At 61.1% G+C, this 15,310-nt stretch carries 12 protein-coding genes and 4 tRNA genes; all 16 read right to left on the minus strand.

The features are described 5' to 3' along the window. Positions 1-26: 26 nt before the first annotated feature. The 16 genes from O3648_RS03315 to O3648_RS03390 all read right to left on the minus strand — a co-directional run bounded on the left by O3648_RS03315 (position 27) and on the right by O3648_RS03390 (position 15,073). Positions 27-917 (minus strand): plasmid partitioning protein, encoded by an 891-nt coding sequence (locus O3648_RS03315; protein ID WP_279740251.1) that lies wholly within the window; start codon positions 915-917, stop codon positions 27-29. Between the two features lie 171 nt (positions 918-1,088). After that, on the minus strand, positions 1,089-2,519 hold the full coding sequence (locus O3648_RS03320) for a hypothetical protein (protein WP_279740252.1): 1,431 nt from the start codon (positions 2,517-2,519) through the stop codon (positions 1,089-1,091). Positions 2,520-2,648: 129 nt separating this feature from the next. Next, positions 2,649-3,722, minus strand: coding sequence for an iron-siderophore ABC transporter substrate-binding protein (locus O3648_RS03325; protein WP_279740254.1), 1,074 nt, complete (start codon positions 3,720-3,722; stop codon positions 2,649-2,651). Positions 3,723-4,088: 366 nt separating this feature from the next. After that, a complete protein-coding gene (rpe, locus tag O3648_RS03330; RefSeq protein WP_279740256.1) occupies positions 4,089-4,784 on the minus strand; it encodes a ribulose-phosphate 3-epimerase in 696 nt (231 codons plus the stop codon). A 54-nt stretch (positions 4,785-4,838) separates the two neighbouring features. Next, positions 4,839-6,821, minus strand: a complete 1,983-nt coding sequence (locus tag O3648_RS03335) for a transcription antitermination factor NusB (RefSeq protein WP_371568431.1) — start codon at positions 6,819-6,821, stop codon at positions 4,839-4,841. Beyond that, positions 6,818-7,786 carry a methionyl-tRNA formyltransferase gene (fmt, locus tag O3648_RS03340; protein ID WP_279740260.1) on the minus strand — a complete coding sequence of 323 codons (969 nt, stop codon included), beginning with the start codon at positions 7,784-7,786 and terminating at the stop codon, positions 6,818-6,820. Before fmt ends, O3648_RS03335 begins: the two co-directional genes overlap by 4 nt. Before the next feature lie 6 nt (positions 7,787-7,792). Next, positions 7,793-8,389, minus strand: a complete 597-nt coding sequence (gene def / locus O3648_RS03345; protein ID WP_279740262.1) for a peptide deformylase — start codon at positions 8,387-8,389, stop codon at positions 7,793-7,795. Positions 8,390-8,654: 265 nt separating this feature from the next. After that, positions 8,655-9,503: a PD-(D/E)XK nuclease family protein gene (locus tag O3648_RS03350; protein WP_279754185.1), complete on the minus strand. Its 849-nt coding sequence runs from the start codon at positions 9,501-9,503 to the stop codon at positions 8,655-8,657. Between the two features lie 108 nt (positions 9,504-9,611). Then, positions 9,612-9,686, minus strand: a tRNA-Val gene (locus O3648_RS03355). 197 nt (positions 9,687-9,883) lie between these two features. Further along, a tRNA-Glu gene (locus tag O3648_RS03360) sits at positions 9,884-9,959 on the minus strand. A 22-nt stretch (positions 9,960-9,981) separates the two neighbouring features. Next, positions 9,982-10,053: transfer RNA gene (locus O3648_RS03365), tRNA-Gln, on the minus strand. 519 nt (positions 10,054-10,572) lie between these two features. Then, a tRNA-Gly gene (locus O3648_RS03370) sits at positions 10,573-10,648 on the minus strand. 387 nt (positions 10,649-11,035) lie between these two features. Next, on the minus strand, positions 11,036-11,401 hold the full coding sequence (locus O3648_RS03375; protein WP_279754186.1) for a hypothetical protein: 366 nt from the start codon (positions 11,399-11,401) through the stop codon (positions 11,036-11,038). A gap of 17 nt (positions 11,402-11,418) precedes the next feature. Then, on the minus strand, positions 11,419-12,930 hold the full coding sequence (gene gltX / locus O3648_RS03380; RefSeq protein WP_279788870.1) for a glutamate--tRNA ligase: 1,512 nt from the start codon (positions 12,928-12,930) through the stop codon (positions 11,419-11,421). 57 nt (positions 12,931-12,987) lie between these two features. After that, complete coding sequence (locus tag O3648_RS03385; RefSeq protein ID WP_371568434.1) at positions 12,988-13,740, minus strand: fumarylacetoacetate hydrolase family protein; 753 nt, start codon at positions 13,738-13,740, stop codon at positions 12,988-12,990. Positions 13,741-13,975: 235 nt separating this feature from the next. After that, a complete protein-coding gene (locus tag O3648_RS03390; protein WP_279790114.1) occupies positions 13,976-15,073 on the minus strand; it encodes a branched-chain amino acid aminotransferase in 1,098 nt (365 codons plus the stop codon). Positions 15,074-15,310: the final 237 nt, after the last annotated feature.

A 15,310-nucleotide genomic window follows, 5' to 3' on the forward strand; every position in this document is an offset into this window, starting at 1 on the left:
CCCCCACCCGCATCCGACGTTAAGTCTTAGCGCTTACGGGTCAGCAGCAACGCAGCGGCACCCACAACGCTTACGCCCAGAACCACCACGCCAATCCACGGGAACGCAGCACCGTAAGTCACGGTCTGAACGGTGGATGCGGTGTTAGCCGCGCCCGAAGCTGAAGCGCTCGGGTTCGACGCATTACCGCGCGCAACAGCCGAAGAAGATGCGCTCGCCGAAGCGGTAGCCTTCTTCTGGGCATTTGCAGAAGCCGAAGCAGCCGGCGCAGCGGAAGAGTCAGCTTCCACGTTCAGGCGGTCGTACTCCTCCTTGGTGATGGTGTTGCCGTCAGCGTCGGTGTACACAGTCTCAGCCTCAGCATTCGACTCATCACTCTGAGAGTTTGCGGAATCATCAGAACCCGAACGACGAGAGGAAGAGTTAGAAGATTCAGAACCGTTCTCGCCCACCACGGTGAACTCGGGGCTGCGGTTGCTGTACGCCTCGGTACCCAGGTACTTGCCGTCCTTGTCACGCTTCTCACGGGAAGCGAGGAAACGCAGAGTGTGGGTGCCAGGGCCTACATCCGGCAGCACGAAGGAACCGGAGACGTTACCGTTGCCATCGGTCTTCTGCTGATGCACCACGCAAGCGCCCTGAGCCGCATTGGAGGGGCACAGGTTGCCGTCGTCCACCTTCACGGACACCACAGCGTTCGCGGGGAAGCCGCTCACGCTAAAGGAAATCACGCCGTGCTCGCTCACAGAGGGGGAAACGGTTGAGGAGGTGTTATCGGTAGATGCCTTCGCACCACCCGGAGGCAGAGCGGATGCAGTGCCAACACCCAGGCCCAGTGCCAGGGTTGCGGCGGCGCAGGCGGTCAGTGCCTTAGAGGTCAGGGATGCCTTCGGGGTTCCCGAAAAAGGTGCACGCATGGTTGTCCTTTCAAATCTTTGCCAGGTTCATCTCTGGATATTCCGGTCCGTAGCAGAAACAACGGAGCGACGCTGTATATCTGAACCCAAGTAGTCGGAGGGGCACCCGGTTTACGCACCCCTTCTCCAGGGGGGTGAGCCGGTGCCGGTGTGAGTGTGCAGTCAGAAAATTTACTTCTTGGAGGTACGCAACACCAGAGCCGTAGTCAGAATCACCAAGCCAGCTGCCGAAAGCAGCAGGTTGTTGGCGTTATTGACTAGCCACTTGGTCATACCGGTTAGCTCAGTACCTTCAATGGTTGGCCCCTGCGCAGTCAGGGCCGTAGGGCTGGAGGTAGCACTTGCATTCGAACGCGGCGAGGCAGAAGCAGAAGGTGAGCTGATGGCTTTAACACTCGCATTAGCCTGGGGCGTCGAGGCAGCGCTTTGGGGAGCTGCTTCCTTCGCCTTAGCCTGCACTCGCTTCACAATAGGTTCGGCGGGAGTAACAACTGTGGCGAGTGACGGCTCCACATCGTAGGAGCCCTGGTCATCATTGGATACATCCTCGCGGGGTGCCACGACACGCTCGATAGTTATGTCAGCAAAACCAAGCACGGCATTCTCAGCATCCTGATTACCGTTGTGCACAACCACTCGGTAGGTGGTGGGAGACATAGTTCCGCTAGTCTCGTAGCTGAAACTGCGGTTGTTATCCAGGCGCTTCCAGCCGGAGCCGTAGAGGGTCTGCGGGGAGTTACCGAGATAGGTCGCGGCGTACACCCAGGTGCCCGGTTCAGCGTTCGGCACGGTCACGGTCACGGTGGAGCCGTCACGGCTCACCTGCACGCCATTACCAGCGGTCAGTTCGGAGGCGTTGACCGGCTCGGGTGCGTCACCGGGGGCGTACTCCGGAGCCTTGTCGCTGAGCTTAATCTTCTGTCGAATAGACACGCCGCGGTCGTAGTTTTTACCCTGCTCATCTGCTCCACCCAAGGAACCGGAGAGGATCTGCACGTTGTGCTCGGAATTTTCGGTAGCCCAGCCTGCCTCCACCAGTTTTTCGGCACTCAAACCGGTGTTTTCGGTGGTGGGCAGAGGAACCTCAACCTCAAAGGTACCGTCTTCATTGGCAATTGCCATGAAGTTTGCAGGCGAGTTGCCACCCTCCTTAGTCAGGGGATTAATGGCCTGGTGTGCTTTATCGGGGAGGGCATCCAGGAACTTGACCGCAAATATGGCGCCGCGGTCGGGGGCATTACTCACGAAGCCTTCACCGCGCACCACAATCTTGCCTTCGCGCCACTTTTCGGTGGAGATGGTCACACGTGCCTTCACAGGGTTCGCTGTCTTGGAGCTGGCAGACTTAGTCGGCTGAATACTCGATGACGCGGACGGGGTAGGCTCAGCGGTCTTGCTCGGCTCATCAGAGGGAGCAGCATTAGGGGTAGCCGAGGCTGACGGGGTCGCCGCCGGGTCCGAGGCGATACCAATCGGCAGGTTGGAATCCGCGAATGCGAGAGTGGTGCCGGTCAGCGCTGCTCCAGGGGTGATGAGCGCGCCGGCGAGAGCCACGACGGCACCGTAGCGGGCTGCGGTGCGCACGGGTCGAGTTTCGGTCATTGTGCTCCTTGAGGATGGTGTGGTGGGTCGTGCATCCCCTTCCCGCCGCGGTTTTCAGGTCGCGGTGGGAAGGGGTGTGGCGGAAGCTTCAGCGTGTGATTGCTTCACCGAGTGTTCAGAACGGGATGTTTAGAGCGGAAGCGCCTTCTTGACGTCTTCGATAATGCCCTCGAGCAGCAGCGGACCGCCGGTGGAGGTCCACTTGGAGCCGTCCACGAGAATCACGTGGTCGTCCTTGACGGCCTTCAGGTTGGTGAAGCCGGAGGTTTCCTTCGCCTTATTCAGTGCTTCTTCGGCGCCCTGCAGACCTGCGGAGCCCTGCGCGTTCGGGTTCTGCTGGCTTGCGCCGCCGAGGGTGCCCAGGAACATGTAGTCCGCGTCGATGGTTGCCAGGTTCTCCAGGGAGACGGGCTCGGAGTGACCCTGGCCGTTACGGTCCTGCGCCTCGGGGCGCTTAAGACCCAGGTCGTTGAGCACCTGGCCGGCGGGCAGTTCCTTGAGAATCAGGGCGGGGCCGTTGCCTGCCCAACGGACGATAGAGAAGGTCTTGTCGCCGTACTTGGGGGCGAGCTGACCCTTCAGCGCCGCGGCATTTGCCTCGTATGCCTTGATGACTTCTTCGCCCTTGTCGACCATGTTCATGGCGTTGGCGACGTTGCGGAAGTTGATTCGCCAGTCGCCACCCGCGTAGCCGCAGTAGACCACGGGGGCAATCTTCTTGAGGGTTTCGTAGGCATCGGAGCGCTTGTCCACGCCAGTGGAGTCGACGAGAATCAGGTCGGGTTCGAGGTTGCCGATCTGCTCGTAGTTGACCTGGGCGACGGTGCCGATGATCTGCACGTCCTTGGCGCGGTCGGCGAGGTAGTTGGGTACGCCGGACTGGCCGCGGCCAGAGACCGAACCGGCGGGGGTCACGCCGAGGGCGAGCAGGCCGTCGAGGGTGGGTTCGGAGAGGACGATAACCTTCTTCGGGCTGGCGGGAACTTCTACGTTCTCGTCGTCGATATCCTTGATGGTTCGGGTGCCGCCGTTGCCGCCCGAGGTGGAACCGCCGGAAGTGGTGGTCGTGGTGGTCTCGCTGCTGCATGCCGCGAGGGCGAGAGCAGCCGAGGAGGCAAGCGCCAAGCCGAAGAAGGCGCGGCGGTTAACGCCCGATGCGCCGTGGTTTTCGGTGTCGGTCAGATCGGTTTGGTTGAAAGGCATAGTTCCCCCTAGATATAACTAAACTATACCTAACCTTACAGATATCTGAGTGTTACATCAAGACGTATTCAGTTTGCATTCTCCGACCGTCAGGATGCCCAGGTTTGCCGCGGAATTCGGCGGGTTAACATATTTCACTCTTTGTCACTGTCTTGCTGACACTATGTCGCTTAAATGAGTGTCTCTCCCTCACCGTTATCTCGTTATAAAACCACGGTGGGCAAAAAGCAAGACATGCAAAACGCCCCGTTGCAAAGAACCGCGACGGGGTGCAGTCTTCGCAACGGGGCGTTGAGGTTTTATAGGTGCGGGGTTTTATAGATGCCGGGCGCCATTACTGGCGTACACCGTTATCGGCGAGTACCGCTAGCAGCCACAACCGGTGCCAGAGCGCTTGACCGATGCGGCCGCCGCACGCAGGGAGGCGATGGCCGCCTCCGGACCGCCGAGCGCCTCGTCCACACCGTAGACCGAGCTGCCGGCAACGAAGCAGGTTGCGCCCGCCTCCGCAGCACGCAGAATGGTCTCTTCGGTGATGCCGCCGTCCACCTGTACGGTCACCGGCAGGTTCGCGCCCTCAATCGCCTTGGCAGCACGGGCAATCTTCGGCAGGGTTACGTCCAGGAACGCCTGGCCGCCGAAGCCCGGTTCCACGGTCATAATCAGCAGCATGTCCAGTTCGCTGAGCATGTCCAAGTAGGGTTCCACGGCGGTTGCCGGGCGTAGCGCCATACCTGCCTTCGCACCCTCAGCACGCAGGGTTCGCGCCAGCTTGATGGGTGCGATAGCCGCCTCCGCGTGGAAGGTCACCGATTCGCAGCCCATGCTGGCGTATTCGGGTGCCCAGCGGTCGGCCTCGTCAATCATCAGGTGCACATCGAACGGCACCGGGGAGATTTCGCGCAGACGCTTGACCACCGGTGGGCCCCAGGTGAGGTTGGGGACGAAGTGGTTGTCCATCACGTCAATATGCGCGGCGTCTGCGGTGGAAATGCGCTCCAGCTCGCGTTGCAGGTTCGCGAAATCCGCCGAGAGAATCGACGGGTTAATGGCAATACCCATGGGGTTCCTTTCAAATCCGTGCCGTATGGCGAATGATGCTAGGCGGTGAAGCGGCTAGTTCTTGCGCAGCAGGGCGAGGAACATTGCGTCGGTTCCATGCACATGCGGCCACAGCTGTGCCGTGGTCGGGTTCTGAGAAGCCTTCACGTCCGGGGCACCCTTCTTGACCTTGATCTCGGGGGTGTGGCCGGGGTCCTTCTCCCCCACTAGTACGCTCACGGGTTCGCCTTTCGCGCCTTCAGTGTGCTGGGCAACTTCACGCAGTGCGGCGGCGGAGTCGAGCAGGCTGACCGCGCCGCTTTCGAGCACCTCAGCCACAATGTTCTGAGTTTCTGCCGCGTGCGGGGAACAGGTCACGTACGCGATGACGCCGCCGGGGCGGGTCGTCTCAATCGCTGCATCCAAGAGCTGACGCTGCAGGGGCAGCAGCTCTGCAATATCGCGCGGGGACTTGCGCCAACGTGCTTCGGGGCGGCGGCGCAGGGCACCCAGGCCGGAGCAGGGCACATCCACCATGACGCGGTCGAACAGCTGACCGGGTTCAATGGAGCCGGGCAGGTCGGAGGTGTTCCTGCGCAGGGTCTCACGGATCTGGCGGCCGTCGCCGGTAAGTACCGTGTAGCTGTCCTCGGGAAGAGGGCGCATAGAGGATTCCACAAGCTGAGCGCGGTGCGGTGCCGCCTCGTTGGCGACCAGGGATGCGCCGCGCTGAATACCGAGCGCGCCGAGCAGCGCCGCTTTACCGCCGGGGCCTGCGCACAGGTCGAGCCAGGCGGTGTCGGCGCCGTCCAGGGGTGCTGCGGCGAGCGCGCGTGCTACCAGCTGGGAACCGGCATCCTGGGCGCGGACGGTGCCTTCACGTACGGATTCCAGGCGCGCTAAGTCGCCGGAGGCGTACAGTGCCGACCCGTCAACCAGTTCGCCGTCGACGGCGCCCTGGTCGCGTGCCTCGTCGAGGGTACCCAGACCGGGCAGTGCAACCAGGTTGACCACGGGGGCGAGGTTGTCCGCTTCGAGCAGCTGCTCAATTTCGGAGGCGGGGCGGCCATGCGCGACGAGTGCCTGGCGCATGGAACGCACAATCCAGCCGGGGTGCGAGGCGAGCAGTGCCATGCGCTCGGTGTCGTCTTTCGCGTCCTCAATGATGAGTTCGTACCACTCTTCAGGGGTGCGTTCAGAGACTCGGCGCAGCACCGCGTTGATGAAGCTTGCCGGGCCCGCACCAATCTTTTCGCGTGCCAGGGACACACTCTGGTTCAGTGCCGCGTGGGCGGGAACGCGCATGTTCAGCAACTGGTGCACGCCCATGCGCAGCACGATAAGGGTGGTGGTGCCGACCTTCTCGATGGAGCGATCTACGCAGCGGCTGAGGATTGCGTCGTAGGTGCCCTGGTGGCGCAGCGTACCGTAGGTCAGCTCGGTTGCGAAGCCTGCGTCGCGGTGGTCGAGGCGGTGGCTACGAATCGCCTTGGGTAGCACGAGGTTCGCGTAGGCGTCAGATTCCGCCACGGAGCGCAGTACGTCGAAGACGGTTGCGCGTGCGGTATCTGCGGTACGCGAGCGTGCGGAGGGTGCCGCAGCGGAGAATTCGCGGGCGGACATAGAGCGGCGGTTGCGTTCGTGGCCGCTCTTATTGCGCCGGGAGGTGCCGCCGCCACCGCGTTTGGTGTCGTCGTGCTCGGTCTTGGCGCGGCGTGCGGCGCGTTCGACGCTGGTCAGGCCGTCAAAGCGGCGACCGGTGCGCGATTCGGGGCGGGAGTTGTCATCCCACTTCTGCGGGCGGCTCTGAGAGCGGTGATTCTGCGAGCGCTGATTCTGCGAACGCTCGGAGTTCTGAGACTGCTGGCGGTTCTGCTCACTCACACCAGAGCCGGTACCTGCACCGGAGCGGCGGCGACGCTTACGCTTCGCACCGCCCTCACCCTGGCCGTAACCCTGGCCGCCACCCTGATTGGGCTTGCCCTGGTTGAACTTGCCGTTACCGGAGTGACTGGACTTGCCGTGTCCACCCTTGTAGGGGCGCTTTTCGTTGCTCATGCGAGTACCACCAGGCCTTCCGCCATGTCCTTGCCAGCGCCGCGAGCCCACGCGGGCGCATCCATCATTTTCTTACCGGCAGGCTGAACCTGCAGCAGCATCAGCGGTTCGGTACCGGTGCCGACCAGTACCTTCTTCGCGTGCAGACGCACCGCACCGGGTGCGAGGGGGCCGCTGTTCGCCTCGGTCAGGGACTGTACCAGGCGCTCGTCGGCAACCGCCAGACCACCGATCTTGAAGCGGTTTTCTCCCAGTTCGCACCATGCGCCGGGCTCGGGGGTCACGCCGCGGAAGCGTGCCAGGATCTGCTCGGCGGGTTCGGTCCAGGTGAGGCGGCCGTCGGCAATGCTCATCTTGGAGGCGTAGCTGACCGACTCGTCCTCGACCTGCACGGTGCCGCTCTCGCCCGCTTCGAGGCGTTCGAAGGTGCGTTCAAGCAGTGCGCCACCGCTGGTGGCGAGGCGCATCAGCACGGTGCCTGCGGTGTCGTCGGCGGCTACGGGTGTGGATTCCTGTTCGAAGGTTGGGCCGGTGTCCAGGCCTTCTTCAAGCAGGAAGGTGGTGGAGAAAATTTCCTGCTCACCGGCGATGAGAGCGCGCTGTACGGGGGCGGCACCGCGCCATGCGGGTAGCTTGGAGAAGTGCAGGTTGACCCAACCGTAGCGCAGGGATTCGAGCGCGGGCAGCGGCAGCAGGGCACCGTAGGCAACCACGGCGGCTGCGTCAGCGTTCAGTTCGGCAATGGCCGCGGCGGCTTCGTCGTTCCAACGATTTGCTTTCACGATGGGCAGACCGAGCTCTTCGGCACGCTGTGCCACCGGGGAGGGGGTGAGCACGCGCTTGCGGCCCACGGGGGCGTCTTCGCGGGTGAGCACGCCGACCACGCGCACCTTATCGGAGTTCGCCAGGTAGTCGAGCGGGGGCACGGCAACATCTGGAGTGCCTGCGTAAATAATGTTGAGCATGTGAGCCTACTTTCCGAAGCTACCGAGGGAGGAACCGGCACCGAAGGCGCCACCACCACCGAAGGCACCGCCCACGCGGGTTGCACGCTCGGTCACGGTCTTAGCTGCGACCGTGTTGTAGTCTGCGGCGCGCAGGGCACGCATCACGCGCTGCCGGTCTTCACCCACGAGACGGTCGATGAAGAGCTTGCCATGCAGGTGGTCAGTCTCGTGCTGCAGCATGCGCGCGAACAGGCCCTCCCCCTCCAGCACGAGGGGTTCACCGTGTCGGTCCACGCCGGTCACGCGCGCCCAGTTCTTGCGTGGGGTCGCGGATTTCTGACCGGGCACGGACAGACAACCTTCGCCACCTTCCTGATTTTCTTCGCCGACCTCAAGCACGGGGTTGATGATGTAGCCCTCGCGGTCGTCAATGCCTCCGAAGGTGAAAATCTGCTTGGAGATGCCAACCTGCGGGCCAGCAAGGCCCACGCCACCCACGTCGTACATGGTTTCTAGCATGTCGTCGATGAGTCGTGCCAGGTCGTCGTCGAAGACGGTGATGGGGTCACAGACGCTGCGTAGCACAGGGTCGCCTACGGTGCGGATGCTCAGGATGGTCATGATTCTCCTTTGCCGGCGGGTGCCGGGAATGTGCTTACGGATTTCAAAATGGTGGCAGAACTGCGCTGACGGTTTTCCCAGCAGGTTTTTCCCAGTGGGAGCGTGCCGTTCTGCCTATTGTTCTATTGTCGCCGATTCAGTAGCGCGAATCTAGAACGAATCGAGGCATTGGAGTGAGGACTGAGCCTCACCTCCCGGGGGTTACAGCCTCTCCCCTATACCGCAGGCGGGGGTACTGATCTATGCCGCGGGCGGAGGTACTGATCTATGCCGCGGGCGGAGGTACTACGGGCATGAGCGCGGGGTCTTCAAATTCTTGAACCTGGCGATCGAATTCCCAGACCCGGCGCAGGGCGCAGAACTTGTACCAGTTGCGTTCGAGTACGGCGGGGTTTGCCTGCTGCGGCAACACCTGCGTTTCGCCGAGTGCCACGCCCATGAGGACGGGTGCGTCGCCGTATTTCCAGGGTTCCCAGGTGCCTTCGTCGGGGTCGAGGAGGGATTCTTCGGCTTTGAGTCCGGCGACGAGTTGCATAACGACTTTTTCGTCAAGTGCTTTGACGCGACCGCGTTTGTCGGTGCCCTTGGTTTTGTAGTCGATAATGCAGGTTCGACCTGCGATCTCTGCGACGAGGTCGAGGGTGCCCGCGTAGCCGACGGTTTCGTTCCAGATGGTAACTTCGGCAGCGAGGGGTCGGGGCTTGAAGGCTTCCCACCATTCGTCGAAGCGGTCAGCGTAGGCTTGTTCCCCGTTGATGATGAGCTGTTCACGGCTTTCATCGAAGTTGTGTTCGCGTCCCATGGTGCGTAGGGCGACTGCTTCGGCGTAGTTGTGGACGCGGTCGCCTCGGGCAGCAGCTGCGTCGCGGTATCGTTCGGAGGCGCTGGCTGCGTCGCGGATGATGGCGAATTTGAGGCCGTGGGATCCGGTGGCGCGGTATGCGCGCTGGTCTTCGAGGGCGGCTTTGGCTGCCATATACCCGTGCCAGCCACTGAGATCGCTGGTGTGCTGCCCGATGACAGTGGTGATGGAGGGGACGAGGGGTTCTCCTCCGCGGACGCGTGCGTACATGCGTCCGTAGTCGGTGGCTGCGGCGAGTTCGGGTGTTGTCACGGGGTACCTCATTCTCGGGTGGTTGTGTCCGCGGCTGAGTTTGTACTGTTTGTGGGCACAAATACCGGTGGGCATAATAAAACCCCCGTTCCTTGAAACGGGGGTTATTGGTGCGTGATACTGGGTTCGAACCAGTGACCTCTTCGGTGTGAACGAAGCGCGCTACCACTGCGCCAATCACGCTTACGGATAAGACTATACCGGGGCTTGGCATGAAGGTCAAATTTTGCGCGCCACCCCCTTTTTTATTCCTGTGTTGCTCCCCGCCGAGAAGCCACTTGAGTTTCGATGAGTACACGGCGGCACCGTAGAATCTAAAACCAGTTTCGCCGAATAAATAAATAAGCCCCCAGTCAGAAGACTGAGGGCTTATTTCCTAGTGGTGACCCCAACCGGATTTGAACCGGTGTTGCCGCCGTGAGAGGGCGGAGTACTAGGCCGCTATACGATGGGGCCGCAACCTCTGTTAGGAGGTTAGCTGGGATACCAGGACTCGAACCTAGAACAAAGGAACCAGAAACCTTCGTGTTGCCAATTACACCATATCCCATTACTCTACTGAGTTACCGTTCCGCTTCTTGCCTTTCGGCTTTTCACCGGAACGAGTAATAACTATACGGGTCTTTCAGGAGGCGTGCAAGCCGAAACCTGGAGAGACGTCTCACATTCACGGCTTTACACCCGCCAATTCCGCGTATTTCCGGGGTTTTTAGGGCTAAAAAGTTTTTTAAATTTCTTCAAAAAGAAGGTTTTGGGGCCACTTTTCACCCCTCAAAGCAGCTTCAAGGGAGCTCAGAGAGCAGCTTTAGTCTCTCCCCCGCACATTTTGCATCTCAAATTTTTTTGAAGATTTTTTCTTTCTGCACCACCTCCCGACAGCCGGGTATTCGAACAGTCAGTCAGGCAGAAAATCAGATAGCCAGACAGTCAGCTCACCCAAGCAGTCACCTCGAGAAGATCACAAGACCTCTATCTCACTCCCAACCCACGCCTTCAAAAGCTAAAACTTCTGCAGACAACAAAACCCAGAGACAACGAAAAAGCCCCGAGGCGAACCTCGGGGCTTCAGTGGAGCGGTTGACGAGACTTGAACTCGCGACATCCACCTTGGCAAGGTGGTGCTCTACCAACTGAGCTACAACCGCATGTTTTCGCTTTGAACTTTTCAGTTCGTCGCAACAACAGGTACTACTATACGAGTCTTTACTGGGGTACGCAAACTAAATTCTTGCCGCACTCCCCCAGATAGAACCAGATTAACCCCCATAAAATATACTGACTAGCAGTCTTGCAGGAAATACCCATCACAAAAAATATTCTCAAATTTATAAAAAATCCCCTTATCCACCGGGTTTCTTCAGACTTTTCGGTCCTCTGATTCCCGCTGGATAAGGGGATTCTCTTGAAACGTGGGTTCTCGCCGGGCTCTCACAGTACGCGCCACACACACCTGAGGTGCCTGCGAGCGCGCGCCATGAGTAACTACGCCATGTAGCTACGCAGAGAGTAGCTGCATCAAGAGTAGCTAGAGCTTAGTCGCTGCCTCCACCGGAGTCGCCTCCGCCAGAGTAGTCGGAGCTACTGGAGCTTCCAGCGTCGAAGTCGCCCGCCTCCGGGTCGGGGCCCGGGTCCACGAAGTCGTCGCTCTCTTCCTCTTCTTCGTCCGAAGGGTCCGAAGAATCAACAACAGACGAGGAGGTGCTTACGTCGCCGCCGTGAACCGCGTTCTGCATGGCGCGTGCCTCCAGGAATGCGGTCACGTAGGCGAGCGCCGCAGCGGCAATAATGATGACGACCATCCACACGGAGCGGTCAAAGCCAGCAATATAGGCGAACAGCCAGATAATGCAGGCGTTGGTGAGCGCCATGATGGAGCCCTTCAGCAGCGCCTTCCCCATGATCGGCTGTTTCATGGTTAGCTCAGTTCAGCGGCAAGCTTGCGCAGGCGTGCGAGGGAGGATTCCTTGCCCAGGATTTCCATGGATTCGAACAAAGGCGGGGAGATGCGCTCACCGGACACTGCGATACGCACGGGGCCGAATGCGAGGCGTGGCTTGATTGCCAGGCCGTCGACGATTGCGGCGCGCAGGGCTCCCTCAATGTTGGCTGCGGTGAAGTCCTCGAGGGGCTCCAGAGCCTCGATAGCGGCGGCAAGAACCTGCGGTGCGGATTCCTTGAGCTGCTTGCGTGCATCGTCTGCGGTGCTGATTTCTTCGTCAGCTTTAAAGAGGAATGCGAGCAGGCCGGGTGCTTCGCCAAGCAGCTGCATACGCTCCTGAACGAGGGGGGCAGCTTCGGTGAGGACCTGCTCTTCACGCTCAGTGAGGGTTTCGCCGAGTACGCCTGCGGCCTGCAGATACGGGATGAGTCGGTCGCGGAAGTCCTTGGGATCGAGCGCACGGATGTGATCGCCGTTGATAGACTCTGCCTTCTTCACATCGAAGCGTGCGGGGTTGGCAACAACGTCGTGTACGTCGAAGTGCTCGACGAGCTCGTCGATGCTGAAGACGTCCTGGTCTGCGGAGAGGGACCAGCCCAGCAGCGACAGGTAGTTCAGCAGGCCTTCCTTGATGAAGCCGGAGTCGCGCAGCAGGAAGAGGTTCGACTCGGGGTCACGCTTGGAGAGCTTCTTGTTACCCTGGCCCATGACGTAGGGCAGGTGGCCGAATTCGGGGATGAAGCTGGTCACGCCGGTGTCGATGAGCGCGCGGTATAGCGCGATCTGGCGCGGGGTAGAGGAGAGCAGGTCTTCGCCACGCAGCACGTGGGTGATGCCCATGAGTGCGTCGTCGACGGGGTTCACGAAGGTGTACAGCGGGTCGCCGTTGGAGCGGACGACCACGTAGTCGGGTACGGTGCCTGCCTTGAAGGTGATTTCGCCGCGAACGAGGTCCTTGAAGGTGATATCCTCATCGGGCATGCGCAGACGCCACACGGGCTTGCGGCCTTCTGCGCGGTAGCCTTCCTTCTGCTCTTCGGTGAGGTTGCGGTCGTAGTTGTCGTAGCCGAGCTGTGGGTCCTGACCGGCTGCCTTGCGGCGTTCCTTCACCTCGTCGGGGGTGGAGAAGTCTTCGTACACGTAGCCGCCTTCAACGAGCTTTGCGAAGATCTCGTTGTAGATGCCTGCGGTCTTACGCTCGGACTGGCGGTAGGGCTCGTGGGGGCCGCCGACGCCAACGCCTTCATCCCAGTTGATGCCGAGCCAGTGCAGGGATTCGAGCACCTGGTTGAACGACTCTTCGGAATCACGTGCCGCGTCGGTGTCTTCGATGCGGAAGATCAGCTTGCCGCCGGTGTGGCGCGCGTACGCCCAGTTGAAGAGGGCGGTACGGACCATGCCCACGTGCGGGGTGCCGGTGGGCGAGGGGCAGAAGCGGACGCGGGTGTCTGCGGGGCTGTTGAGTACGGGACCGTGGTATTCGGTCATGATGTCTCCTTAACGGTGTGTTTCAGGATGTACGTTACGTTGTTGGGCGCGGTCAGCTTAGTCGCGCACGCGGGTGACGAGAGAGCCGATGCCTTCGACTTCGACCTCTATTTCGTTGCCGTCGCGCAGTACGCTGATGCCGGCGGGGGTGCCGGTGAGCAGTACGTCGCCGGGCAGCAGGGTGAAGATTTCGGAGGCTGCGGCAACCTGTTCGGCTACAGAGTAGTGCATTTCGGAGGTGTTGCCTTCCTGCACGACGTCGCCGTCAACCCAGGTGGTAATATTCAGCGAGTCGGTGTCCAGGTCGGTTTCGATCCAGGGGCCGAGCGGGGTGGAGCCGTCGAAGCCCTTGGCGCGGGTCCACTGGCGGTCTTCGAGCAGGTCTCGGGCGGTGAGGTCGTTGGCTACGGTGTAGCCGAAGATGACTTCGTGCACGCGCTCAAGAGGCACAGACTTGGCGATACGACCGATAATGACGGCGAGTTCACCTTCTGCGCTGACAGCTTCGGAATACTCGGGCAGGGTCACGGGGTCACCGGGACCAATGACGGTGGTGTTGGGCTTGAGAAAGAACTGCGGGGAGGCAGGTGCTTCGGTTCCTGCCCAGTTTGCGATCGCTCCAATCACCTTGGATCGGGGGATGATCGGGGCGAGCAGGCGCACCTGGTCGATGCGGTAGGTGGTGCCGGTCGGTTCGATACCCGAGTAGAAGGGGTCTCCGGCGAGCACGCGCAGGGTTTCTTCGCCTGCATCGCCTTCTACCAGCCCGAAGTGGAGCTCATTATTTACGGTAAATCGTGCAATACGCATACCTTCTAGGGTACCAGCCTTCGAGGGCGGGGCGGCGGGTGGGGTCTGAGCGAGGCGGGGCGGCGGTGGGGTTCGCCTCCCCTCCCCTATCTTCGGGGTAGCAACGCCGCACGCACTATTGACCGGGCACAGCATTTACCGGGTACAGCGAATCCCCGCGGGCTACTCGCCGCGCGACGTGCGGGGTCGGGCGGGGCATCCTGCGGGGATTTCGCGGGTTACGTTTGTTGAACGTTTAGATGAGGCGGGTCATCCAGCCGTGGCGGTCCTCAACGGTGCCCAGCTGAATACCGACGAGCTCTTCGCGCAGGCTCTTGGAGATTTCGCCGAAGTGCTCGGTGGGTGCCGGGATTTCGAAGTCTTCAGCCTTGAGCTTGCCGATGGGGGCGACCACTGCCGCTGTGCCGCAGGCGAAGATTTCGGTGATGTCGCCGTTTGCCACGCCTTCACGCCATTCGGTGAGGGTGATGGCGCGCTCTTCGACGGTCATGCCGCGGTCCTTGGCGAGCTGAATCAGCGAGGAGCGGGTCACGCCTTCGAGGATGGTGCCGGTCAGTTCGGGGGTGACGATCTTGTTTTCCTTGCCGAAGACGAAGAAGACGTTCATGCCGCCGAGCTCTTCGATGGCGTCGCCGCGGTGTGGGTCCTTGAAGATGACCTGCTTGCAGCCGTGTTTTTCGCCTTCGGTCTGGGCAATCATGGATGCTGCGTAGTTACCGCCGCATTTTGCCGCACCGGTGCCGCCTTCGCCTGCGCGGGCGTAAGTGGTGGAGAGCCAGATGTCTACGGGTTCGGGGGTGCCAAAGTAGTTACCTGCGGGCGAGCCGATGACGTGGTACTGCACGTGCTTTGCAGGGCGCACGCCGAGGTACGCTTCGGTTGCGATCATGAAGGGTCGGAAGTAGAAGGCTTCACCGTCGCCGGTGGGTACCCAGTTTTCGTCGACCTTCACGAGTTCACGCAGGGATTTGATGAACAGTTCTTCGGGCAGTTCGGGCAGGGAGAGGCGGCGTGCGGAGTTCGCGAAACGTGCCGCATTCTTCTCGGGACGGAAGGTCCATACGGAGCCGTCAGCGTGGCGGTAGCCCTTAATGCCTTCGAAGATTTCCTGACCGTAGTGGAAGACGGATGCTGCGGGGTCAAGGGCGAGCGGGCCGTAGGGATGAACTCGTGCGTCGTACCAGGTACCGCCGGTCTTGTAGTCGCCTTCCCAGTCGATGGTGACCATGTGGTCGCTGAAGTAGTCGCCGAAGCCGGGGTTTGCAAGGATTTCAGTGCGGCGTTCGGCGGTGGCTGGTGACTGGTTTGCTTCGTGGCTGAATTCGATGGCCATCGTTCTGCGTTCCTCTTCGTCTAGTTGCCTCTGTGGGCGTTCTTTGAGTGGCGGTTCTCGCGGCGGGGCGAGGGACCAGTGTGTGCCGCCGGGCGCGTTGTCGTACGGGGCAGATGGTGCATCTAGCGGTCTGTGCTAGTCGGATGCATCAAAGCTAGTGGTGGATGGTGTCCACCGCCGAGGTGCCGGGCGGGTGTGCCTGACCTGTTTTAGAGTACCGGAAAGATGCGTTTGCCG

This window comes from Rothia sp. 27098_8_161 (genome assembly GCF_041432905.1).
GTDB lineage: Bacteria > Actinomycetota > Actinomycetes > Actinomycetales > Micrococcaceae > Rothia.